General features: G+C 64.7%; 23 protein-coding genes. 18 read left to right on the top strand and 5 right to left on the bottom strand.

Annotated features, from left to right (window positions below):
- Nucleotide 1: 1 nt before the first annotated feature.
- From sdhD to NKJ15_RS25965, 5 genes are all read left to right on the top strand, one after another.
- A complete protein-coding gene (gene sdhD / locus NKJ15_RS25985; RefSeq protein WP_292663226.1) occupies nucleotides 2–397 on the top strand; it encodes a succinate dehydrogenase, hydrophobic membrane anchor protein in 396 nt (131 codons plus the stop codon).
- Between the two features lie 4 nt (nucleotides 398–401).
- Nucleotides 402–2,240 carry a succinate dehydrogenase flavoprotein subunit gene (sdhA, locus tag NKJ15_RS25980; protein ID WP_352818406.1) on the top strand — a complete coding sequence of 613 codons (1,839 nt, stop codon included), beginning with the start codon at nucleotides 402–404 and terminating at the stop codon, nucleotides 2,238–2,240.
- 1 nt (nucleotide 2,241) lies between these two features.
- Nucleotides 2,242–2,682: a DUF3052 family protein gene (locus tag NKJ15_RS25975; RefSeq protein ID WP_352685320.1), complete on the top strand. Its 441-nt coding sequence runs from the start codon at nucleotides 2,242–2,244 to the stop codon at nucleotides 2,680–2,682.
- Nucleotides 2,682–3,461, top strand: coding sequence for a succinate dehydrogenase iron-sulfur subunit (locus NKJ15_RS25970; RefSeq protein ID WP_352817311.1), 780 nt, complete (start codon nucleotides 2,682–2,684; stop codon nucleotides 3,459–3,461). The genes NKJ15_RS25975 and NKJ15_RS25970 overlap by 1 nt, the downstream gene beginning before the upstream one ends.
- A 238-nt stretch (nucleotides 3,462–3,699) precedes the next feature.
- On the top strand, nucleotides 3,700–4,341 hold the full coding sequence (locus tag NKJ15_RS25965) for a YceH family protein (RefSeq protein ID WP_352818403.1): 642 nt from the start codon (nucleotides 3,700–3,702) through the stop codon (nucleotides 4,339–4,341).
- A gap of 47 nt (nucleotides 4,342–4,388) precedes the next feature.
- Here NKJ15_RS25965 and NKJ15_RS25960 read toward each other — a convergent pair whose 3' ends face one another.
- Entirely contained in the window at nucleotides 4,389–4,814 is a 426-nt protein-coding gene (locus NKJ15_RS25960) for an OsmC family protein (RefSeq protein ID WP_352470788.1), read from the bottom strand.
- Between the two features lie 222 nt (nucleotides 4,815–5,036).
- Between NKJ15_RS25960 and NKJ15_RS25955 the strand changes: the two genes are divergently transcribed.
- From NKJ15_RS25955 to NKJ15_RS25945, 3 genes are all read left to right on the top strand, one after another.
- On the top strand, nucleotides 5,037–5,276 hold the full coding sequence (locus NKJ15_RS25955; protein ID WP_352450153.1) for a hypothetical protein: 240 nt from the start codon (nucleotides 5,037–5,039) through the stop codon (nucleotides 5,274–5,276).
- A 2-nt stretch (nucleotides 5,277–5,278) separates the two neighbouring features.
- Complete coding sequence (locus NKJ15_RS25950) at nucleotides 5,279–5,635, top strand: YciI family protein (RefSeq protein ID WP_352470787.1); 357 nt, start codon at nucleotides 5,279–5,281, stop codon at nucleotides 5,633–5,635.
- 143 nt (nucleotides 5,636–5,778) lie between these two features.
- A complete protein-coding gene (locus NKJ15_RS25945; protein WP_352818400.1) occupies nucleotides 5,779–6,306 on the top strand; it encodes a hypothetical protein in 528 nt (175 codons plus the stop codon).
- Between the two features lie 136 nt (nucleotides 6,307–6,442).
- On the opposite strand, the gene NKJ15_RS25940 is transcribed toward NKJ15_RS25945, so the two are convergent.
- Nucleotides 6,443–7,687 carry a ubiquinone biosynthesis hydroxylase gene (locus NKJ15_RS25940; RefSeq protein WP_352818429.1) on the bottom strand — a complete coding sequence of 415 codons (1,245 nt, stop codon included), beginning with the start codon at nucleotides 7,685–7,687 and terminating at the stop codon, nucleotides 6,443–6,445.
- A gap of 100 nt (nucleotides 7,688–7,787) precedes the next feature.
- Here NKJ15_RS25940 and tesB point away from each other — a divergent pair, with 100 nt between their 5' ends.
- The 6 genes from tesB (at nucleotide 7,788) to NKJ15_RS25910 (ending at nucleotide 15,348) form a co-directional block, all read left to right on the top strand.
- Nucleotides 7,788–8,663, top strand: a complete 876-nt coding sequence (gene tesB / locus NKJ15_RS25935; protein ID WP_031212697.1) for an acyl-CoA thioesterase II — start codon at nucleotides 7,788–7,790, stop codon at nucleotides 8,661–8,663.
- A gap of 219 nt (nucleotides 8,664–8,882) precedes the next feature.
- Nucleotides 8,883–9,221 carry a P-II family nitrogen regulator gene (locus tag NKJ15_RS25930; RefSeq protein ID WP_254817816.1) on the top strand — a complete coding sequence of 113 codons (339 nt, stop codon included), beginning with the start codon at nucleotides 8,883–8,885 and terminating at the stop codon, nucleotides 9,219–9,221.
- Between the two features lie 49 nt (nucleotides 9,222–9,270).
- Nucleotides 9,271–10,593 (top strand): ammonium transporter, encoded by a 1,323-nt coding sequence (locus NKJ15_RS25925; protein ID WP_502893763.1) that lies wholly within the window; start codon nucleotides 9,271–9,273, stop codon nucleotides 10,591–10,593.
- 343 nt (nucleotides 10,594–10,936) lie between these two features.
- Entirely contained in the window at nucleotides 10,937–13,594 is a 2,658-nt protein-coding gene (locus NKJ15_RS25920; protein WP_352818397.1) for an FtsK/SpoIIIE family DNA translocase, read from the top strand.
- A gap of 133 nt (nucleotides 13,595–13,727) precedes the next feature.
- Complete coding sequence (locus tag NKJ15_RS25915; protein ID WP_352818395.1) at nucleotides 13,728–14,411, top strand: outer membrane lipoprotein carrier protein LolA; 684 nt, start codon at nucleotides 13,728–13,730, stop codon at nucleotides 14,409–14,411.
- Between the two features lie 130 nt (nucleotides 14,412–14,541).
- Entirely contained in the window at nucleotides 14,542–15,348 is an 807-nt protein-coding gene (locus NKJ15_RS25910) for an exodeoxyribonuclease III (protein WP_352818392.1), read from the top strand.
- Between the two features lie 12 nt (nucleotides 15,349–15,360).
- Here the strand turns inward: NKJ15_RS25910 and NKJ15_RS25905 are convergent, their stop codons facing one another.
- From NKJ15_RS25905 to NKJ15_RS25895, 3 genes are read right to left on the bottom strand one after another with little or no spacing between them, the layout of a single operon-like run.
- Nucleotides 15,361–16,212, bottom strand: a complete 852-nt coding sequence (locus NKJ15_RS25905; RefSeq protein ID WP_352818389.1) for a TIGR01459 family HAD-type hydrolase — start codon at nucleotides 16,210–16,212, stop codon at nucleotides 15,361–15,363.
- On the bottom strand, nucleotides 16,209–17,495 hold the full coding sequence (locus tag NKJ15_RS25900; RefSeq protein WP_352615433.1) for an FGGY-family carbohydrate kinase: 1,287 nt from the start codon (nucleotides 17,493–17,495) through the stop codon (nucleotides 16,209–16,211). Before NKJ15_RS25900 ends, NKJ15_RS25905 begins: the two co-directional genes overlap by 4 nt.
- 1 nt (nucleotide 17,496) lies before the next feature.
- Nucleotides 17,497–18,540: a class II aldolase/adducin family protein gene (locus NKJ15_RS25895; RefSeq protein ID WP_352818388.1), complete on the bottom strand. Its 1,044-nt coding sequence runs from the start codon at nucleotides 18,538–18,540 to the stop codon at nucleotides 17,497–17,499.
- A gap of 228 nt (nucleotides 18,541–18,768) precedes the next feature.
- On the opposite strand from NKJ15_RS25895, the gene NKJ15_RS25890 reads away from it, so the two are divergent.
- From NKJ15_RS25890 to NKJ15_RS25875, 4 genes are read left to right on the top strand one after another with little or no spacing between them, the layout of a single operon-like run.
- A complete protein-coding gene (locus tag NKJ15_RS25890; RefSeq protein WP_023680486.1) occupies nucleotides 18,769–19,551 on the top strand; it encodes a DeoR/GlpR family DNA-binding transcription regulator in 783 nt (260 codons plus the stop codon).
- Nucleotides 19,548–20,927, top strand: coding sequence for an FGGY-family carbohydrate kinase (locus tag NKJ15_RS25885; RefSeq protein ID WP_352818385.1), 1,380 nt, complete (start codon nucleotides 19,548–19,550; stop codon nucleotides 20,925–20,927). Before NKJ15_RS25890 ends, NKJ15_RS25885 begins: the two co-directional genes overlap by 4 nt.
- A complete protein-coding gene (locus tag NKJ15_RS25880) occupies nucleotides 20,924–22,468 on the top strand; it encodes a sugar ABC transporter ATP-binding protein (protein WP_352818383.1) in 1,545 nt (514 codons plus the stop codon). Before NKJ15_RS25885 ends, NKJ15_RS25880 begins: the two co-directional genes overlap by 4 nt.
- A 20-nt stretch (nucleotides 22,469–22,488) precedes the next feature.
- Entirely contained in the window at nucleotides 22,489–23,466 is a 978-nt protein-coding gene (locus tag NKJ15_RS25875) for an ABC transporter permease subunit (RefSeq protein ID WP_502906944.1), read from the top strand.
- Nucleotides 23,467–23,517: the final 51 nt, after the last annotated feature.

Raw genomic sequence — 23,517 nt, 5'->3', positions numbered from 1 at the left:
CATGAACGGCAAGAACACCGACATGCGCACGCCGCTGGCCAAGGTCCGCGGCCTCGGTTCCGCCCGCGAGGGCACCGGCCATTTCTGGCGCCAGCGGCTGACGGCGATCTCCAACATCCCGCTGGTCCTGTTCTTCGTCGGCTTCCTGATCGCACTCAACGGCGCCAGCTATCTCGAGGTGCGCGCCGCACTTGCCAATCCGTTCGTTGCACTGGTGCTGGCGCTGGTGCTGTTGTCGGTGCTCTACCACATGCGGCTCGGCATGCAGGCGATCATCGAAGACTATGTGCATGGCGAAGGCACCAGGCTGGCGCTGCTTGCCCTCAACACATTCTTTCCCGTAGTCGTCGGCGTCGCTTCGGTCTTCGCCCTGCTTAAACTGGCATTTGGAGGCTGATTTTTTGGCCAAGGACGCGAAGAACGCCAACACGGCTTCCGCCTATAGCTATGTCGATCACAAATTCGACGTCGTGGTCGTCGGCGCCGGCGGCGCCGGCCTGCGCGCCGCGCTCGGCATGGCCGAGCAAGGCCTGCGCACCGCCTGCATCACCAAAGTGTTCCCGACGCGCTCGCATACGGTTGCGGCGCAGGGCGGCATCGCCGCCTCGCTCGCCAATATGGGGCCCGACAACTGGCAGTGGCATCTCTTCGACACCGTCAAAGGCTCAGATTGGCTGGGCGACACCGACGCTCAAGAATACATGGTGCGCGAAGCGCCGGCGGCGGTCTACGAGCTCGAGCACTACGGCGTTCCCTTCAGCCGCACCGAGGACGGGAAAATCTACCAGCGGCCGTTCGGCGGCATGATGATGAATTTCGGCGAGGGGCCGCCGGTGCAGCGCACCTGTGCGGCCGCCGACCGCACCGGCCACGCCATGCTGCACACGCTCTACGGCCAGTCGCTGAAGCACAATGCGCAGTTCTTCATCGAGTATTTCGCGCTCGACCTGATCACGGAGCCGGACGGCACCTGCACCGGCGTGGTCGCCTGGAACCTCGACGACGGCACCATCCACCGCTTTTCGGCCAAGATGGTGGTGTTGGCGACCGGCGGCTATGGCCGCGCCTATTTCTCGGCCACCTCGGCGCATACCTGCACCGGCGATGGCGGCGGCATGGCCGCACGCGCAAGCCTGCCGCTGCAGGATATGGAGTTCGTGCAGTTCCACCCGACCGGCATATACGGCGCCGGCTGCCTGATCACCGAGGGCGCGCGCGGCGAGGGCGGCTATCTCGTCAATTCCGAGGGCGAGCGCTTCATGGAGCGCTACGCGCCGTCAGCCAAGGATCTGGCTTCGCGCGACGTGGTCTCGCGCTGCATGACGCTGGAAATCCGCGAGGGCCGCGGCGTCGGCCCGAAGAAGGATCACATTTTCCTGCATCTCGACCATCTCGACCCGGCCGTTCTGCACGAGAGGCTTCCGGGTATTTCGGAATCGGCAAAGATCTTTGCCGGCGTCGACCTGACCAAGGAGCCGATCCCGGTGCTGCCGACGGTCCACTACAATATGGGCGGCGTGCCGACCAATTACTGGGGCGAGGTGCTGAACCCGACGGCGTCGAATCCGGACCAGGTGTCGCCCGGGCTGATGGCGGTCGGCGAAGCCGGCTGCGCCTCGGTGCACGGTGCTAACCGGCTGGGCTCCAACTCGCTGATCGACCTGGTGGTGTTCGGCCGTGCGGCGGCAATCCGGGCCGGCCAGGTGATCGACCGCACATCGGCGATCCCTTCGCCCAACGAGGCCGCCGTCGAAAAGATCATGGACCGCTTCGACCGGCTGCGTCACGCCAACGGCTCGACGCCGACAGCGGTTTTGCGCGAAAAGATGCAGAAGGCGATGCAGGAGGACGCGGCGGTGTTCCGCACCCAGGACTCGCTGGAAAGCGGCTGCAGGCGCATTTCGCAGATCTGGGGTGAACTCGGCGACGTCAAGGTGTTTGACCGCTCGATGATCTGGAACTCCGACCTGGTCGAGACGCTGGAGCTGGAAAACCTGATGGCCAACGCCATCACCACCGTCTACGGCGCCGAGGCGCGCAAGGAAAGCCGCGGCGCGCACGCGCGGGAGGACTTTTCGGCCCGCGACGACGCCAACTGGCGCAAGCATACGCTGGCTCGGCTCAACGAGGCCGGCGAGGTGGCGCTCACCTACCGGCCGGTGCACACCGAGACGCTGCTTAGGGAAGCAGACGGCGGCATCAACCCGGCCAAGATCGCGCCAAAGGCCAGGGTGTATTGAGATGAGACTGCTGGCGGTTGCGGGATATTCCGGCACGCCCCTTCCGGCCAAGCTCGGCCTGAAGGACGGGATGATTGCCGCTTTCGTCGCCTTGCCGGCCGAACTCGAGGATTTGACCGAAGCCGTGGATTTTGCCGAGCTCGACCGGCTGGCCAACTGGTCGGCGATTTCGGGCGTTCATGAGAAATACGATGCCGTACATGCTTTCACCCGGCAGCGTATCGAGATCGAGGACCGTCTAGGCGACGTCGAAGCGGCGATCAAGCGGGACGGCATGGTCTGGGTGTCATGGCCGAAGAAGGCATCGAAAGTGCCGACCGACGTCACCGAGGACGTTATCCGCACAGAGGCGCTGAAGCTCGACCTCGTCGACGTCAAGGTCGCCGCCGTGAACGAGATCTGGTCCGGGCTGAAGCTCGTCATCCGAAAGGACCTGAGGTAATGGTCGAACTCACGCTTCCGAAAAACTCGAAGATCATGGCCGGAAAAACCTGGCCGAAGCCGGAGGGCGCGACCAATCTGCGCGAATACCGCATCTACCGCTGGTCGCCGGACGATGACGAGAACCCGCGCATGGATACGTATTTCGTCGACATGGACGATTGCGGGCCGATGGTGCTCGACGCGCTGCTCTGGATCAAGAACAAGATCGACCCGACGCTGACGCTGCGCCGCTCCTGCCGCGAGGGCATCTGCGGCTCGTGCGCCATGAACATCGACGGGTCGAACACGCTGGCCTGCACCAAGGGCTGCGACGACATTTCCGGCGCGATCAAGGTCTATCCGCTGCCGCACATGCAAGTGGTCAAGGACCTGGTGCCCGACCTCACCACTTTCTACGCCCAGCACGCCTCGATCGAGCCGTGGCTGAAGACGGTGTCGCCCGAGCCGGCCAAGGAATGGCTGCAGAGCCATGAGGATCGCGAAAAGCTCGACGGGCTCTACGAGTGCATATTGTGCGCCTGCTGCTCGACCTCCTGCCCGAGCTACTGGTGGAACGGCGAGCGCTATCTCGGCCCGGCGACGCTGCTGCAGGCCTATCGCTGGCTGATCGATTCCAGGGACGAGGCGACGGGCGAGCGGCTCGACAATCTCGAAGACCCGTTCCGGCTCTATCGCTGCCACACCATCATGAACTGCGCCCAGACTTGCCCCAAGGGGCTCAACCCGGCGAAGGCGATCGCCGAGATCAAGAAGATGATGGTGGAGCGACGGGTTTAGGCGGCGGGTGGGTTGCAGCCGAGATCGTCTCGTCCGCAGCGATCCTTCGCGCCCCCTCTGTCCTGCCGGACATCTCCCCCTCAAGGGGGGAGATTAGCAGCTTGGAGGACAGCGCCCTTTCTGCAGCCTTGAAAAGTGGCGAAGCGGTGATGACAGCCAATCTCCCCACTAGAGGGGGAGATGTCCGGCAGGACAGAGGGGGGCGCTGTCCCGCCGAGTTCGAAAGGATAGCAAACTTATGACCGATTCCGACCTTCCCATCCTCTCTCCCATCGAAGCCCGCGTGCTGGGCTGCCTGATCGAGAAGAAGGAGCTGACGCCGGACGTCTATCCGCTGACGCTCAATGCGGCACATGCGGCGGCCAACCAGAAGACGGCGCGCGAGCCGGTAATGTCGGTCGAGCTTGCCGAGGTCAGGCGGGCGCTTGGCCAGCTGGAGCAGAAGGGCCTCGTCAGGCAAGTGTTCGCGTCGCGCGTCGAGCGCTACGAGCATGTGGTGGCGCAGCGCTTTTCCCTGACCTCGGCGCAGATCGCGCTGCTCGGCCTGTTGCTGCTGCGCGGCCCGCAGACGGCCTATGAATTGCTGGCGCGAAGCGAGCGCATGGCGCGGCTGCCGTCGATCGACGAGCTTCGCGGCAATCTCGATCTGCTGATCGGCCGCCGGCCACCGCTGGTGCAGCAGATCGATCGCGGCCCAGGCCAGCGCGAGGATCGCTACGTCCATCTGCTCAGCGGGCCGCCGCAGCTGTCGGCTGCCGCAGCACCCCTGCAGTCGTCCTCGCCGGCGTCGGATATGGAAATGCGCGTGCGGGCCCTCGAGGAGGAGGTCGCGGCATTGCGCGCCCGCCTCGACGCGCTCGTTGGCGAAAAAAGCCAATAATCATTCGAGAGGGGGCGCGAAGGATCGCCCGCTTCGCAGACCAGCTCTCACCCGAGCCTGGCGTCGAGCGATACTTTGATGGCGCCGAGCGCTTTCGAGACCGGGCATTCGGCCTTGGCCTTCTCGGCCAATTCCTTGAACTTGGCGGCATCAATGCCCGGTACCTTGCCGACCAGCGTGATCGCGCTGCCGGTGATGCCGGTGCCGGGGACCAGCGTTACCACGGCCTTGGCGTCGAGCTCGGCAGCCGGAGTGCCGTTCTCGGCGAGAAAATGCGAAAGCTGCATGGCGTAGCAGCCGGCATGGGCGGCGGCGATCAGCTCTTCCGGGTTTGTGCCGGATTTGCCGCTTTCATCCTCGAAACGCGTCTTGGCCGAATAGGGTGTGCCCTTCAGCACCCCGCTCTGGGTTTCGAGTGTGCCCTTGCCTTCCTTGAAACTGCCTTTCCAAACGGCGTTGGCGGTGCGGTCCATCAATTCCTCCTTGATTGTCGTGGCTGAGCCCGTGATCGGCACCCAGTCGACTATAGCGCGCGCGGGAGCGAAGGCCACCCACGCTTTCGTATCGGCGGCGGCGTGACACATCATGTCGAGCGAAAAAAATTCGAAAAAAATATGCGTGCAAAAATGTCGACTTCCATCTGTCCCGGCCGTCCTGCGGGCGGCCATGGACTTGGTGGCCGGATGGAGGACCACATGAACAATCTGTTTTCTGCTCACTGGACAAGCACCGGCCACAGGGCCGGTGAACAACAAGCCGACTGGTCGCGCCTGCAGCCTTCCGGCTTCGGCCGACTGCTTGCGGCGATTGCCATCATTGGGATTGCGGTATCTCTTCTCGACTATGCTGCGGCCGGTCTCGATTCTGCGGCAGGCAAGGGCTCCGCGGAGATTTCCGTAGCCTCGTCTTCGGCTTCAAGCCAGGAATGGAGATAAAAATGAAGTATGTTTGCCTGGTCTATGGTGAAGAAAAAGATCTCTACGCAATGACCCCCGAGAGGCTGGCCAAGCTCGACGCCGATTCGATGGCCCATGACCGGTCATTGGACCAACGCGGGATGCTGATCATCGCGCAGGCGCTGCAATCGGTGAAAACGTCGAAAACCGTTCGCAGGCGCAAGGGCAAGCGGCTGGTCACCGACGGCCCCTTCGCCGAAACCAAGGAGCAGTTGCTCGGTTTCGTCATGATCGAGGCCGAGAGCCTCGACGAGGCGCTGGGGATCGCGGGCGAGATTCCGCTCGCCGAAATCGGCACGATCGAGGTGCGGGCGATCTACAAGGTGCCCGGGTCATAGAGATGTCTCGATAAGTTCCTCCGCGGAGCGGTGGCGACCAACGACTGGCGCAGGCTGTCGTTTTCTTCAATCGGCGCAACTTTTGCGTGTTGAAGCGAAGCAATACTTCTCCTATCGTCGCCCGAGATTGGGGGATCTTGGGCATGCATATATTGATTGCTGCAATCGGCCTGCTGGGGGCGGCGGCGTTCTGGTGGTACCGGCTGAAGATCATGAACGACGCGGCGCGTGAGGTTGCCGACGTGGTTGGCCGCGTCCAGGGCAACGTCCGCCGCAAGAAACTGCGCAAGCAGGCGGCGCTCTCGCCGCTGACAGCGATCGACGATCCGGTCGTCGCCGCCGCGACGCTGATCACCGCCATCGTTTCCGAACATGGTCCTGCGCTGCCGCAACGCGAAGCTGCCATTCGATCGGTGATCTCGGAGATTGCCGACAAAAAACAGACCGATGAAGCGGTGATCTACGCCAAATGGGCGGCATCGCAAATCGACGACGCCACGGTCGTCATCGACAAGCTGGCACCGTTCCTGCGCGAACGGCTCGACGCGGTCGAAAGGAGCGATCTGCTGCGGATGGTCAGCCGTGCGGCGGAAGCCGGCGGACAAAACCTGCAGATTCCCGACCAGCGCATGCTGCGGCTGCGCCAGAAGCTGGGCTTCGAGGTCAACTAAGTCCCCTGATACGAAATTCGGCAGACCGCATGGCGATTAAGCCGAGACGCCTGATCGCTTCGTCATCCTGGGTCTTCTCTCCGCTTCGCGTCGCTACGCCCAGGGATGACGAAGTTGGGGAAGCTTCAGGGCCTGTTTAGATCGCCTCGCCCTTCAACAATTTCGGCGTGTCGCCGGACAGACCCGACGCCTGGCGGATGAAAAACCCCTTCAGCCGGGGCATGCGCTCGACGAGGCCGAGGCCGATGTCGCGCAAAGTGCGCAGCGGGCCGAAATCGTTGGAAAACATCCGGTTCAGCACATCGGTGGTGATGCCCATCTGCACCGTGTCGAAACGCCGCCATTGCTGGTAGCGCTCGAGCACGTCGAGCGCGCCGATGTCCTGGCCGAGCCGGTCGGCCTCGACCACCACTTCGGCCAGCGCCGCCACGTCCTTGAAGCCGAGATTGAGACCCTGGCCGGCGATCGGGTGGATGCCGTGGGCGGCGTCGCCGGCCAAGGCGATGCGCGGCGCGACGAAGGCGCGCGCAATGATCAGCCCGAGCGGCCAGGCACGCGGCTTGTCGGCGAGATGGATTTCGCCGAGTTTCAGGCCAAAGCGCTGCTCGAGCTCATATTCCAGGACCAGCGTGTCGCCACTGACCAGTTTCTCGGCATCCTGCGACCGTTCGACCCAGACGATCGACGAGCGGTTGGTGCCGTCCTTGCCCGGCTTGAGTGGCAGCGTGGCAAACGGGCCTGCGGGGAGGAAATGCTCTTCGGCGCGGCCGTTGTGCGGCCGCTCGTGCGCCACCGTGCAGACGATGCCGGACTGGCCATACTCCCATTTCACCGTCTTGATGCCGGCCATGTCGCGCAGCTTCGAATTGACGCCGTCGGCGGCAACCAGCAGCCGCGCCTTCAGCGTCGCGCCGTCGGCAAGATGCACGGTGATGCCGGCGCCGTTGATGTCGAAGGCGCTGACGGCGACGCCTTCGATGATGCCGATGCCGAGTTGTTCGGCGCGCCGGCGCAAGGCGCCGTTCAAATCCTTGTTGGCGACCATATGCGCAAAGGGTTCGCCGGGCGCGACCTCGCCGTCGAAGGTGAGGAACACCGGGCGGACCGGATCGGATGTGCGCGAATCGGTGACGATCATTTCGGTGATCGCCTGCGCCCCCGGCGCGATCTCGTTCCAGACGCCGAGCTGGTCGAGCATGCGGCACGCGGCGGCGGCAATCGCCGAGGCGCGGCCGTCCTTCTGCCAGACCCTGGCGGGTGCTGCATCGACGACGGCGACGGCGAGGCTCGGCCGCGCCTGCTTCAGCGACACGGCGGCGGCCAGGCCGACATAACCGGCGCCGGCGACCAGAACGTCGAGCGAATTCTTGCTGTCGAGCATGGCAATTCCTTTCGCAGCCTGACTGTCGCCGGGCATTCCGCCCTTGACTGCCCGCTGTTCCTGTCGGAAACCGCCATGGTAATTTTGCGGCGAGGTCAAGATGACGGCAGCCATGGACGAGCTTCTCGGCATTCTCGACCTCGAGCAGCTGGAACACAACCTGTATCGTGGTCGCAGCCCCAAGCTCGATTGGCAGCGCATCTTCGGCGGCCAGACCATCGCCCAGGCGCTGGTCGCCGCGCAGCGAACGGTCGAGCCCGAGCGCCACGTGCATTCGCTGCATGGCTATTTCATGCGGCCGGGCGACACCAAGGTGCCTATCATCTACGAGGTCGACCGCATCCGTGACGGCGGGTCCTTCACCACGCGCCGCGTCGTGGCGATCCAGCACGGCCAGGCGATCTTTTCGCTGGAAGCCTCGTTCCAGCAGGATGAGGTCGGCCTGGAACATCAGGTGCCGATGCCGCAGGACGTGCCGGCGCCCGACACGTTGCTGTCGCAGCGCGAATTGCTGGGCAAGTTCGGCGAAGCCGTGCCCGACGGCATCAAGCGCTATTGGGAGCGCGACCGGCCGATCGAGATGAAGCCGGTGATGCTGAAGCATTATACCAGCCGGGAAAAACTCGAGCCGAAGCAGAACATCTGGATCCGCACCACCGGCCCGGTGCCGGCCGACCGCGCCACGCAGGCGGCCGTGCTCGCTTACCTCTCGGATATGACGCTGCTCGACACCTCGACCTTTGCTCATGGCCGCGCCATTTTCGATCGTGATATCCAGGCAGCCAGCCTCGACCACGCCATGTGGTTCCACCGCAGCCATCCGCTCGACGACTGGATGCTGTACACGCAAGACAGTCCGTCGACGCAAGGATCGCGTGGCTTTACCCGCGGCTCGCTGTTTGCCCGCGACGGCACCTTGATCGCCTCGGTTGCCCAAGAAGGACTCATCCGGCTGAAGCGGCCGCCTGCGGAGTAGGCATTTTTCGAAATTTGCCTATTTTTTAAGCATATGCACTGCCGCGCCTGTGAACAGGCAGCTGCCAGACCTTCTCGATTTCGTTGTTTAACAACAGCTTAACACCCTGCTTCGGCAATTGGCACGGAGCTTGAATCCTAGCGGGCACTCTCCGGCTCTCATGGGGATCGGCGAAGTCGTGCAAACGCGGGGACCCGCAACAGCAAAGGGTGAAACCTTATGAAGATCGTGATGGCAATCATAAAGCCGTTCAAGCTCGACGAGGTGCGCGAGGCGCTCACCGCAGTCGGCATCCAGGGCCTGACCGTCACCGAAGTAAAAGGCTACGGACGTCAGAAGGGTCACACGGAAATCTATCGCGGGGCGGAATACGCGGTCAGCTTCCTGCCGAAGATCAAGATCGAAGTCGCGGTCGCTGTCGACATGGTCGACAGGGCCGTCGAAGCCATCACCGCGGCGGCCAAGACCGGCCAGATCGGCGACGGCAAGATCTTCGTTTTCGGCATCGACCAGGCGGTGCGCATTCGCACCGGCGAAACAGACACCGACGCGCTTTGAGCTGCGGATACGTATTCCAATGGAGAGTTCAATGAATATTCCTTCTACCTTGAAGATAACGGGACGCGCGGCCGTTTTAAGTTCGCTCGCTCTCGCTGCACTGGGCACGGTTGCTGCGTTCGCGCAGGAAGCGGCACCGGCGGCACCGGCAGCCCCTGCGCCCGCGCTCGACACCGGCAACACAGCCTGGATGCTGACCTCGACGGCGCTGGTGCTGATGATGACCGTACCGGGCCTGGCGCTGTTTTATGGCGGCATGGTGCGCAAAAAGAACGTGCTCGCCACCATCATGCAGAGCTTTGCCATCACCTGCCTGGTGACGGTGCTGTGGTTCATGTTCGGCTACTCGCTGGCCTTCTCGGATGGCGGCGGCATGAATGCCTATCTCGGCGGCTTCTCGAAGTTCTTCCACAACGGCATCACCACCTCCTCGCTGTGGCTGCCGGGCGTGGCGAACATTCCTGAGTTCGTCTTCTCGATGTTCCAGATGACCTTCGCCATCATTACGCCGGCGCTGATTGCCGGCGCCTTCGCCGAACGCATGAAGTTCTCGGCGCTGCTCATCTTCATGGGCGCGTGGCTGCTGGTGGTCTACGCCCCGATCGCGCACTGGGTGTGGGGCGGCGGCTTCCTCGGCACAGCCGGCGTTCTCGATTTCGCCGGCGGCACGGTCGTTCACATCAACGCCGGCGTTGCCGGCCTGGTCTGCGCGCTGGTTCTCGGCAAACGTGAAGGCTACGGCACCACCAACATGGCGCCGCACAACCTCGTCTACTCCGTCATCGGCGCTTCGCTGCTGTGGGTCGGCTGGTTCGGCTTCAACGCCGGCTCGGAACTGGCCGCCGACGGCCTTGCCGGTGCCGCGATGCTGAACACCCAGGTTGCCGCTGCCGCTGCGGCGCTCGCCTGGATGTTCGCCGAATGGATCGTCGCCAAGAAGCCGAGCGTGCTTGGCATCATCTCGGGCGCCGTCGCCGGCCTGGTCGCGGTGACGCCGGCTTCCGGTTTCGTCAATCCGACCGGCGCCTTCATCGTCGGCATCGTCGCCGGCGTGCTCTGCTACGTCTCGGCCGTCAAGCTCAAGCACGCGTTCGGCTATGACGACTCGCTCGATGCATTCGGCGTGCACGGCATCGGCGGCATCATCGGTGCATTGCTGACCGGCGTGCTCGCCGATCCGGCGATCAACAGCCTTGGCTCGGGTGCCTCTGTCGGCAAGCAGCTCTACGGTATCGTCTTCACCATCCTGTGGACGGCGATCGCGAGCTTCGTGATCCTCTATATCGTCAAGGCGCTGGTCGGCCTGCGTCCTTCCACCCAGGAAGAGGTCGAAGGCCTCGACATCAGCCAGCACGGCGAAGTGGTGCCGTGAGGTTTATCGGCTGGCACCGGCGTTTTGCCGGTGCCGGGAAGATCCCGTCGTGATGCTCCCGAAAGGGCTCACGCCTTGAGGCCCGGAAACCTTCCGGGCCTCTTTTTTGTGTGCAGGCGGCCGTTATGGCTCGATCATACAATCGCTTGATCAAGGTGGCTCGATCCGCCGGCGGCGTGAAACAGCGGCCGCAACGCTCCGAACTGTGGTGGCGGTCGCCCGTTCCGGTGACGCAGAATGCCCATGGTTAATGCGCCCTTAACCTTCCCGCCGCTAGTCTGACAGCCGAATCTGCCGTGTTGCGCGTCCGCGCCCGGCCGGGCAACGACAGACGAGGAAAAGCATGCGTTCAGGGGCTTCAGCACCGCTTGCGCTGGCCGATACGGAGCACGGCATCCGGTCGTTCGCGAGGCGCCAGGTCGGGCGGCTGGTCGGTGCCGGGCTGTTTGCTCTGGTTGGTTTCGGCGTCGCCGCCCTTGCCACCTGGAACGTCGCCGATCCGAGCTTTTCGCACGCCACCGACAATATCGTCACCAATGCAATGGGTTATGCCGGCGCCGTCTTTTCCGACATTGCCATGCAGTTCTTCGGACTTGCCGCCGTTGCGGCGCTGGTGCCGGCGGTGATCTGGGGATTTCTGCTGTTTACCGCGCGCGGCGTCGACCGGCTGCCGAAACGGGCACTGGCCTGGTTCGGGTTTTCGCTGCTTGGCGCGGCAATTGCCGGCTGCGTGGTGCCGCCCAAGACCTGGCCGCTGCCGACCGGCCTCGGCGGCGTCTTCGGCGACATGGTGCTCAATGTCCCGGGCCTGGTCATCGGCGGCTATCCGACCGGCCTCGTCGCCAGCGTGCTCGCCGTGCTCCTGGCAGCGCCGGCGCTGTGGGTATTCTTGTATGGTTCGGCGCTGATTTCGCGCAAGAACGGCTTTGCCGTCCTCGAACAGCCTGCAGTGCCCGATCCGCAGGACGACCTGCTTTTCGACAATGAAGAGGACGAGGGCGACGAAGGTATATTGGCGCTTGGCGCCATCACCCACTGGTGGCTGTCGCTGCGGGCCTATCTGCGCCGCCGCGCCGCGCGCCGCCGCGAGCGCGACGATTTCGAGCCGGAGATGGAACCGCGCCCCAGCGCCTGGCGGCGGGCGGCCGAACGGGTCGAATCGGCCGAGTTCGCCGAGGCGCGGATGAGCCCGGGCGGGCGCGCCCGCGTCGAGCCGGAATTCTTCGCCGCCATGGTCAACGACCGCAGTGCCTCGATCGACCCTGACGATGCCGACGTCTTCGATAACGACGACAATGACGACGACATGGATTTCGCGCCCGAGCCGGCCGGCCAGCGCCGCGCCGCGCCGACGGCCAAGGTGCAGAACTTCCGCTCCGACGCGGCGACACGCGTCGAGGCGCCGGCGCCGCGGCCGGCCCCCGGCGCCCGCGTCCAGCGCGAGGCGCAGACTTCGCTGATCGGCTCGGAAAAATTCGAGATGCCGTCGCTGCACTTCCTGTCGGAACCAAAGAACGTGGTGCGCGACGCCAGCCTGTCCAAGGACGCGCTGGAGCAGAACGCCCGCCTGCTCGAGGGCGTGCTGGAGGATTTCGGCGTCAAGGGCGAAATCATCCATGTGCGTCCAGGTCCGGTCGTCACGCTCTACGAGCTGGAACCGGCGCCCGGCATCAAATCGTCGCGGGTCATCGGCCTGTCCGACGACATCGCCCGCTCGATGAGCGCCATCGCCTGCCGTGTCGCCGTGGTGCCCGGCCGCAACGCGATCGGCATCGAATTGCCGAACGCCAGGCGCGAGACGGTTTATTTGCGCGAGATCATGGCCAGCCGCGATTTCGAAACCACCAAGGCCAAGCTGGCGCTGGCGCTGGGCAAGACCATCAATGGCGAGGCGGTGATCGTCGACATCGCCAAGATGCCGCACGTGTTGGTCGCCGGCACCACCGGCTCGGGCAAGTCCGTCGCCATCAACACCATGATCCTGTCGCTGCTCTACCGGCTGACGCCGCAGGACTGCCGGCTGATCATGATCGATCCAAAGATGCTGGAGCTCTCGGTCTATGACGGCATTCCGCATCTTCTGACGCCGGTCGTCACCGATCCGAAGAAGGCGGTGGTGGCGCTGAAATGGACCGTGCGGGAGATGGAGGACCGCTACCGCAAGATGTCCAAGGTCGGCGTCCGCAACATCGACGGCTTCAACGCGCGCGTGCAGCAGGCCGAGAAAAAGGGCGAAAGGATCTCGCGCACCGTGCAGACCGGCTTCGACCGCCAAACCGGCGAGGCGATCTACGAGACGGAGAACCTCGACCTCGAGCCGATGCCCTACATCGTCGTCATCATCGACGAGATGGCCGATTTGATGATGGTCGCCGGCAAGGACATCGAAGGCGCAGTGCAGCGCCTGGCGCAGATGGCGCGCGCCGCTGGCATCCATGTCATCATGGCGACGCAGCGGCCGTCGGTCGATGTCATCACCGGCACCATCAAGGCGAATTTCCCGACCCGCATCTCCTTCCAGGTGACATCGAAGATCGACAGCCGCACCATCCTGGGCGAGCAGGGCGCCGAACAGCTGCTCGGCATGGGCGACATGCTCTACATGGCCGGCGGCGGCCGCATCCAGCGCGTGCACGGTCCCTTCGTCTCCGACGACGAGGTGGAGAAGATTGTCGCGCATCTGAAATTGCAGGGCGTGCCGGAATACCTCGACGCCATCACCGAGGACGACGACAAGGATGACGATGAGCCGACGGGCAAAGGCAGTGGCGGCGGCGACGGCGGTAATTTCGAGGATTCCGACGATCCCTACGACCAGGCGGTCGCGGTGGTGCTGCGCGACGGCAAGGCCTCGACCAGCTACATCCAGCGCCGGCTCGGCATCGGCTACAACCGCGCCGCCTCGATCATCGAGAAGATGGAGAAGGAAGGCATTGTCGGCCCGGCCAACCATGCCGGAAAACGCGAAATCCTGGTGCCGACGGAGGACGACAAGTTCTAGAGCGCGTCCGCGCCGGCAACTTTGAACCTTTTGGCGCGTTGCAACGACGGGCGCCGTGCGGCCCGCCAAACTTAAGCCCAACTGGGGGGTCAGACCAATATAACGAGCAAGCAATCAGATGATGGTGACCGGCATGAAAAACGCAACTCTCGCCCCAAGCAGGGATTTCGCCCCAACCCGCCGGCAGGTGCTCGGCCTCGGCCTGGTCCTGGCCGGTGCGGCGGCCGCCAATGTCGTGCCCGGCTTCCAGCTGCTGGCGTCGGCGCAAGCAGCGGTTCCGGCGACGGCGCAGAAGATCGCCGATCATTTCTCCTCGGTCAAATCGATGAGCGGCGAGTTCGTGCAGTTCGGACCCAAGGGCGAGCAGACCGGCGGCAAGTTCTTTCTGGAACGGCCGGGCAAGATCCGCTTCAATTATGACGGCGCCTCGAATTTCAGGGTGATTTCCGACGGCAAGTCGGTGGTCATCCTCAACAAGAAGCTGCGGACGTCCGACCTCTATCCGCTGTCGAAGACGCCGCTGAAGCTGCTGCTCGACGACAAGATCGATCTGTCGGGCGGGCGCGTCAGAAGCGTCAAGGAAGAGGACGATCTCACCACCATCCAGCTTGCCGACAAATCGGTGTTCGGCAATTCGAAGATCACCATGATGTTCGATCCGAAATCTTATGAATTGCGGCAGTGGACCATCACCGATGCGCAAGGCAAGGACACGACGGTGATGATCTTCAACACCAAGGAGGGCGTCAGCTTCGCCCCCGACACCTTCGCCATCGACTATACGGCGAACCGCGAGCTGAACACCAAGACGCGGTAACTTCCTACTGCTGCGGGATAGCTTTTCCCGCGTTGGTGCGGGCGGCTTGTTTTTGCGGTGCGCGGCTGGCAGTAGTTTCCGCGATTGACTTCCGGCGGAGCCATCCGGCGGATCTTGCGTGGAACCCCACATGCCGTTTTCCGTCGCTACCTGGAACATCAACTCCGTCCGGCTGCGCATGCCGATCGTCGAGCGCCTGCTGGTCGAGCATGCGCCGGACGTGCTCTGCCTGCAGGAAACCAAGGTTCCGGACGAATTGTTTCCGGAGAAGGCGTTCCGCAAGCTCGGCTACGAGCACATCGCCTTCCATGGCCAGAAGGGCTATCACGGCGTTGCCACCATAGCGCGGCGGCCGATCGAGGTGGTCGAAAAGCGCCGCTTCTGCGAGATCGACGACAGCCGGCATCTGTCGGTCACCGTCAACGCCGGCGGCAAAACGATCCTGCTGCACAATTTCTACGTTCCGGCCGGCGGCGACGAGCCCGACCCGGCCGTCAACCGCAAGTTCAAGCACAAGCTCGATTTCGTTGCCGAGATGAACGCCGTGCGGGCCGAGCATGACGAGCACTCCGGCTCGATCCTGGTCGGCGACCTCAACATCGCGCCGCTCGAGCACGATGTCTGGTCGCACAAGCAGCTCCTCAATGTCGTCAGCCATACGCCGGTCGAGACGGAAAACTTCGAGGCAATGCGGCTCGCCGGCGACTGGATCGACCTGATGCGGCTCAATGTGCCTTACGAGGAGAAACTCTACACCTGGTGGAGCTATCGCGCCCAGGATTGGCAGGCCTCAAATCGCGGCCGCCGCCTCGACCATGTCTGGTCGTCGCCAAACCTGGTGCCGCATTTTGCCGGCTATGAAATCCTGCGGCCGGCGCGCGGCTGGGAACGGCCCTCGGACCATGTGCCGGTGATCGGGCGTTTCAACCTGGATTAGCTTTGTCTCGCCTCAGCGAAACCTGAAGCTATCCGCGATGTAGTCGGGACGGGCGTTCAGCGTGGCGAAAACGTCCTCCAGGTCAGGCGCCCCCGCCAATATGCCCGACAGGACCAGCGTCGTCGCGACACCGACGCCGTTGCCGCCGGCGATGTCGTGCTCGACGCTGTCGCCGACGCAGACCACGCTGTCGCGCTCCGGGTGGCCCGCCAGTGCCAGCGCTGCCTCGAATATCTGCGGATTGGGCTTGCCAATGCGCACCACGCTGCCGCCGAGGCTCTCATAGAGATCGGCGAGCCGGCCGGCGCCGAAGCGAGGGCCGACGGCAGTCAGCATGATCTTGTCGGGATTGGTGCAGAAGCATGGCACCCGCCGCGCCGCCGCCGGACCAAGAAGCCGGCGATAATGGTCGAGGTCGTAGCGATCGCCCTCGCTGGCGGAAATCAGCACCAGTTCGGCATCGTCGCCGTCCTTGGCCAGGACGAAGGGCAGGCCGTCGACAGCCGAACGGTCATTGTCGCGGCGGATCAGCAGGCATTTTGTCTGCGGGCGCAGGGCTCCGGATGCTGCCATTTGGTGGAAAGAGCGCCACGCCACCTCGCCGGAGGAGACAAAGTGATCCCAGCTTCCCGGTTCGAAGCCGAGCTTCAGCAGGCGGCGCTCATTGGGTTGCGCCCGCTTGCCGGAATTCGAGATCAGTACGATGGTCTTGCCGGCGCGCTTGAGTGCCGACAACGCGTCGACAGCACCTGGATAGGCGCTGGTGCCGTCGTGCAGCACACCAAATTGGTCGAGCAGGAACACCTGATAGCGGTCGGTCAGCGCGGCGATGCCGTCGAGGTGTTGAATTGCCTTGGCCGTCATAAAAGCCCCGCTGCGCTTGCGCCCATCAGCGCCAGCCGCGCCGTGCCGGCAGCGGCCTCCTCCGAAAGAGCCGGCACCAGAGCGACGCCAAGCTTGCGCTGCCGGATCGCTGTCCAGGCCGGATTGGCCGCACCGCCGCCGACGCTCCTGACCGATGTCAGCCGGGGGGCGCCGAGTTCGGCAAGCCGGCGATAGCCGAGCGCTTCGATCGCCGCAATACCCTCGAACATCGCTTTCAGATAGTCGGCGTCGTCGGCGGGCCGCGGCTCGAGGCGCGGCGGCAGCGCCGGATCGGCTATGGGGAAGCGTTCGCCCGGCGCCGGCAGCGGGTAATAATCGAGGCCGGTCTTCGTCGCCGGGTCGATTTTTTTGCTGAGTTCGACAATGCGGGCGACGGGGAAATGCTGGGCCAGCACCTTGCCGCCGGAGTTCGAGGCGCCGCCCGCCAGGTAGGTGTCACCCAGCCGATGGCTGTAGATGCCGAATTGCGGCGCCGAGATCGGCCGGTCGGAGAGGATCTTGATGGTCAGCGACGAGCCGAGCACAGTGACGCCGTCGCCCGCCGCCGTCGCGCCGGTTGCCAGGAACGACGCACAGCCATCGGTCGTGCCGGCGACCACGACCACGTCGCGCGGCAGGCCGAACATTTTCGCGGCGCTGGCGGTGAGCGTGTCCGTGACATCGCCCGGCCGCACGACGCGGGGCAGGAATTCCATGCGCACGCCGGTCGCCGCGATCCAGTCCGGCCAGCGCCTGGCCCCGACGTCGTAGCCGGTCTTCAGGGCATTGTTCTCGTCGCTGACATCGAAGCGGCCGGAAAACTGTCCGGCGATCCAGTCTGCCTGGTGCAGCACAGTGGCGACGCCGGGCAGGTGCTGGAAAGACAGCGCCTTGGCGAGACCGGAGGTCGCCCCGAGTGCAGCGCTCGTTGCCGGTGCCGCGTCGGCTATTGCTGTCAGGATAGTGTCGTCAGCGACCTTGTCGTTGTACATCAGCGGTTCGGCCAGCGGCCGCCCGGCGCCGTCGACCGGCAGCAGCGTGCCCGACGTACCGTCGACGGCGATCGAGCGCACTGCCGCGCGATCGATACATTTGAGCAGTTCCGCCAACGTCGCGCCGACCGCCTCCCACCATATTGCGGGGTCACGGCCGTTCGGCCCAAATCGCTCGAGGGCAATAGCGGAATGCGCGGCAACGGAAAAGTCCGGACGCATGGCGACGGCGCGCGCGCCGGATGTGCCGATGTCGATGCCGATGGCAAGCGGGCCAGACGAACGCGACATGTCAGCTGCCTCCGGCATTGAGTTTCTGGCGATATTTTTCGGCGTCCCAGTTGATCAGCTCGTCATTCTCCGCCGCTGTCAGATAATTCAGCTTCGCCGAGACATCGATCCGCGCCGTCACGTCGGAAAGGCAGCGCTGCATGGCGTCGGCACCGGCGCCGGCGTCGCCGCGCATCAACACGCCGAGTCCAGGAAACAGGATCGCCACGGGTGCGGCGCCGCAGCGCTCGATGACGCGCTTCACACCCTCGTCCGGTCTCGCCACGACCGAGCCTTCGCCGAGAAAGATGACGTGGTCGGGGTAGAGGCTGCCACCCGAAGCCATGCGGCAGCTTTCAGGGTCGATCGCCACCGCATGCGCCTCAACGTCCGCCGGCAATCTGTAGTCGCTGTCGCCGGCGCGCGCCGTCAATGCCGCGATGTCCGGTTCCGCCACCTGGCGCGGCGGCCGCGCCAACAGTCGTGTCACGCGCCGCAGCAGCATGTCGGCCGCGGCGACGGTCTCGGCTGCAACGACCAGGCCGTGATTGCCGAGGATCAGGATATCCACGCCTGGCCGAAGGCGCTCGGCGATACCCTGCGCGAGCGGCAGTCCCGGCCGGCGATAGGGAATATACGCCCATTGATGGCCGTTGAGCCGCCTGGCGGCCTCGGCCTCGCAGTCGGCCTGCACGGCCAGCGAAATGGTCTCGACGCAGTGAACATGCAGAACGATGCGCTGCGGCATCAGCGCATGCACGGTGGTCTCGATCGACGGGCGCAAGCCGCGCGCGTTGAGGGCGTCGACAGTGAAGGCCTGCGGCTGTTCGGCGGCCGGGTCGCGCCGTTCGATGGCGTCGAGCAATGGCGGGATGCCGACCGGCACCATGATGTCGGCGATGAGCGCGTCCTTCAGCCAGGTGCCGGAGGCCTTGATCCAGAGCGTGTCGCCGGCTTTCAGCGAGGTGTTGCCGCCGGCGGCCTGGGTCAGATGCGGGTCGCTGCCGATGGCGGCCGAAAGCGACCGCAGCGCTGCCAGTTCCTGCGCATCCGCAGTGATCGTCATCGAAATTCCTCTACAATCCGGCCGCGCGGCCACGGCTTTGGACGTCCCGGTGCCGGGACGAAGACCCATGCTGGTATCGCAGATGCGAGTAAGTTACGTCAACAGTGATGTTATCGCGTCAAATCAGGCTTGCAATCCGAGGGCCGTTGAGTAAGTTGCACCAATTGCCATGCAAAACGGCAATGCCGTGCAAAATGCTTGGGAGGCAAGCGCATTGGGAGGTAAGGGTTGAGCGACTCCGGCCGCCAGCGTCAGATTGTCGAGCTTTTGCGGGACCGGCCTTTCGCATCGGTGCGCGAGCTGCAGGAGCGGCTTGGCGTATCGGCGGCGACGGTGCGGCGCGACATCGACAAGATCGACGAGGCCGGCGAAGCGCGCAAGGTCTATGGCGGCATCTCGGCGCTCGATGGCGCTTCGCAAGCCGGCGTCGCCTATGCCAGGCCCTATGACGAGAACCGCGACCTCGCCGTCGAGGCGAAGCGGCAGATCGCCGCTCTCGCCGCCACCATGGTGCGCGACGGCGACGCGGTCATCGTTCATGGCGGTTCGACCTGCTTCCATCTCGGCGTCAAGCTCGCCGACCGCAACATCCGCCTCTACACCAACTCGATGCCGCTCGCGGCCTATCTCAGCGACCACGGCCATTGCAGCCTCACCGTCGCCGGCGGCGAACTGCACCGCGAGCCGGGCATCATCCATTCGCTGACGCAGACGGTGCCGTTCTACGCCTCGAAGTTCTTTCTCGGCGCGCAAGGCATCGGCCAGGAAGGCCTTCTGGAATCGCACCCGCTGCTGGTCCGCTCGATCGTCGAGCTCAGCCTCTGCGCCGACCAGATCGTCGTGCTGGCCGACAGCCGAAAACTGTCGATCCACGCGCGCAATGTGGCACTGCCGCTGTCGCGGATCGGCACGCTGGTCACCGATGACGGCCTGTCCGAGACAGATGCCCGCATGCTCGAAGATGCCGGCGTCATGGTGCGGATCGCGGCTTCCTCGGGAGGCGCCCAGTGAACATCGCCGTCCTCGATTTCGGCAAGACCAATTCGAAGCTGTTCGTCTTCGGCCAGGACGGACAGATCCTCGACGAGCGCCGCAGCCAGCCGAGCTGGATCCACAAAGGCGGCTTCAGCGTGCTTGACGAGCCAGCGCTGCACGACTGGGCGGCTCGCGCCATCGATGCTGCAGTCGACACGCATGGCGTGGAAGGGCTGATGGTATCCGGCCATGGCTGCACCTTCGCGTTGGTCGACGAAGCCGCGCTGACGCATCCGATCCTAGATTACGAGCAGGAACCGCCAGCTGAAATCGCCGCGCAGATCGACCGCCGCATTCCGGATTTTGCCGAGACCTTTTCGCCGCGCCTGCCGCTTGGCTTCAACTACGGCCGCCACATGTTGTGGCTGAACGAGGTGGAGCCCGGTGCCTTCGCCGCAGCGAGATCGATCCTCGGCTACCCCCAATATTGGAGCTGGCGGTTTGGCGGCCGGCCGGTATCGGAAGTGTCGTATCTTGGCTGCCACTCGCATTTATGGGCGCCGCGCAAACGCGATTTCAGCTCGCTGGTCGATGCCGAGGGCTGGCGCGGCCAGATGCCCGCCTTCGAGCGCGCCGGCGCGGTGATCGGCGAGCAGCGCTTCGGCCAGGCCGCGAAGCCAGTCGCCATCCATAATGGCGTCCACGACAGCAATGCCGCGCTCCATGCCTACCGCCGGCAGCAGCTCGGGCCGGTGACCGTGGTCTCGACCGGCACCTGGGTGGTCGTGCTCAATCCCGACTGCCCGCTCGACGCACTCGACGGCGAGCGCGACATGCTGGTCAATGTCGATGTCGATGGCGGCCCGGTGCCAACCGTCCGCTTCATGGGCGGGCGCGAATTCGCCACGATCAGCGCCGGCTGGCAGGGCGCAATCGCGCCGTCATCGATACAACGGGTGATCGACGCCGGCATTATGGCGCTGCCGAGCTTCGCGCCCGGCGGCCCGATGCCGCACCGCCGCGGCGAACTGGTCGGGCGTACGCCCAATGCCGAGGAACGCGCGGCCATGGCGCTGCTCTATGTCGCGCTGATGGTCGATCTGTGCCTCGAGTTGATCCATTCGGACAACACAGTGATCGTCGACGGCGGCCTGAACAATGGCGGGCTGCTTGCCGCGTTGCTGGCAAAGTTGCGGCCCGGGCAGGCTTTCCTGCAGGGCGCAACGCTGGAGGGCAGCGCCACCGGTGCTGCCGCACTTGCCTTCGAAAGCGTCGGACGCGAGTTTGCCACCGAAGCGCCGGAGGCGGTGCATGCGGCAAGTTTCAGCGGCTTTGCCGGCTATCGCAACGACTGGCGCGGCCTTGCCGCCGACCGGGCTGTGGCCAGCGCAGCTGCAGGAGGTGCGCGATGAGCGCCGCCGCCCGGATCGAGACGGTGCGCCAGCCGGTGCTGGAGATGCGCCACATCTCCAAGACGTTCGCTGCGATCCGCGCCTTGCACGATGTGTCGCTGACCGTTCACGCCGGCGAGCTGCACGCGCTGATGGGCGAAAACGGTGCCGGCAAGTCGACGCTGATGAAGGTGCTGTCCGGCGCCTACCGGCCGGACCCCGGCGGCGAAATCCTGATCGACGGCGTGCCGGCCGCGACGGGCGACCCGATCAAGGCGCGCGCCGCCGGCATTGCGGTCATATATCAGGAGCTGTCGCTGGCGCCTAATCTGTCGGTAGCGCAGAACATTTTTCTCGGCAACGAGCCGCGACGGTTCGGCGTTGTCGACCGCGAGCAGTGCAATCGGCGCGCCAGCGAGATCATCGCGCGGCTCGGCGTGACCTTCTCGGCGCGCACTCCGGTCGCAAGCCTGTCGCTCGGCGAGCGACAGCTGGTGGAAATCGCCCGCGCGCTGTCGACCAATGCGCGCATCATCGTCATGGACGAGCCGACCACGTCGCTGACCTCGCGTGAGACCGACCGGCTGTTCGACGTGATCGCGACGCTGAAGTCGCAAGGCATCGCCATTATCTACATCAGCCACCGCATGGAAGAGGTCTACCAGCTCGCCGACCGCGTCAGCGTGCTACGCGACAGCGGCTATGTCGGCACGCTCGACCGCGCCGACCTGAACGCCTCGCGCCTGGTATCGATGATGGTCGGGCGCGATCTGTCGACGTTCTACAAGAAGGATCACCGTCCGCCGGACAGCAAGCGCGCCATCGCGCTGTCGGTGCGCGGCATGTCGGACGGCAATCTCATAAAGAATTGTTCCTTCGACCTCCACAAGGGCGAGGTGCTGGCACTGGCCGGCCTGGTCGGCTCGGGCCGCACCGAACTGGCACGGCTGATCTTCGGCGCCGACAGGCACACATCAGGCATGCTGGAGCTCGGCGGCAAACCGATATCCATCGGTTCGCCGAGCGAGGCGCTCGATGCCGGCATCGCCTACCTGACCGAGGACCGCAAGCAACTTGGCCTGTTTCTCGACATGTCGATCTCCGACAATATCAGCATGGGCGTGCTGGCAAAGGACGCGAAGGCCGGCGGTTTGCGCGACTTCACGGCTGCCGAAAAGCGCGCCGCCAAGGCGGTGTCAGAGCTCTCCATCCGCACCAGCTCGGTGCAGGCCAATGCCGGCTCGCTGTCGGGCGGCAACCAGCAGAAGGTGCTGCTCGCCCGCCTGCTGGAAACCGAGCCGCAGGTCGTCATCCTCGATGAGCCGACCCGCGGCGTCGATGTCGGGGCCAAGTCGGAAATCTATCGGCTGATCGACAACCTAGCCAAGAAAGGCATCGCCATCCTGATGATCTCCAGCGAACTGCCGGAGGTGATAGGCATCGCCGACCGCGTGCTGGTGATGCGCGACGGCACCATTGCCGGCGAGGTGACGGCGTCGGAGGGCGAGCCGCTGCGGCAGGAAGCGATCATGGAACTTGCAACGGGAGCGGCTCAGCGATGACCGACAAGGTGGCCGACACGATGAAAGCGGACGACCGGGCGGTCGGCAGGAGTACGAGGTGGCGTACCGTCGTTGCCGCACTCGGCATGCTGCCGATCCTGATCCTGCTGGCGGTCGGCTTCCAGTTCATCAATCCGCGCTTTTTCACCCAGACCAATCTGCTGATCGTCATGCAGCAATCGTCGATCAACATCGTGCTGGCCGCCGGCATGACCTTCGTCATCCTGACCGGCGGCATCGACCTGTCCGTCGGCTCGATCCTTGCCGCCTCGGCGATGGTGGCAGTGATGGTGTCGCTGGTGCCCGATTGGGGACTGCTGGGGGTGCCCGCGGCCATTCTCGTCGGGCTCGGTTTCGGCGTCATCAACGGGCTGCTGATCGCCTATATCAAGCTGCCGCCCTTCATCGTCACGCTGGGATCGCTGACCGCCGTGCGCGGCGTCGCCCGCCTGCTCGGCCAGGACACGACGGTGTTCAACGCGGACCTGCCGTTCGACTTCATCGGCAACGGCTCGCTGTTCGGCATTCCGTGGCTGGTAATCATCGCGCTGGCGGTCGTCGTCCTGTCCTGGCTGGTGCTCAAGCGCACCGTGCTCGGCACCTGGATCTACGCCGTCGGCGGCAACGCCGAGGCCGCCAGGCTGACCGGCATCAAGGTGCCGCTGGTGCTGCTCTTCGTCTACGGCGTTTCCGGCCTTCTGGCCGGCCTTGGCGGCGCCATGTCGGCGGCCCGGCTCTATGCCGCCAACGGGCTTCAGCTCGGCCAGTCCTACGAACTCGACGCCATTGCCGCAGTCATCCTCGGCGGCACCAGTTTCGTCGGCGGTGTCGGCTCGATCTGGGGCACGCTGATCGGCGGCCTGATCATCGCCGTGCTGTCCAACGGGCTCATCCTCGCCGGTGTTTCGGACATCTGGCAGTACATCATCAAGGGATTGGTCATCATCGTGGCGGTCGCCCTCGACCGTTACCGGCTCCAGGCAGGAGCAAGAACGTGATGGCCCTTAGTCGCCGGCATCCAACGAGCCGGTTTCATGTGTAACGCACCG

The organism is Mesorhizobium sp. M0207 (genome assembly GCF_040321995.1).
Lineage (GTDB): Bacteria > Pseudomonadota > Alphaproteobacteria > Rhizobiales > Rhizobiaceae > Mesorhizobium.
This window is presented reverse-complemented; position numbering and strand designations above follow the sequence as displayed.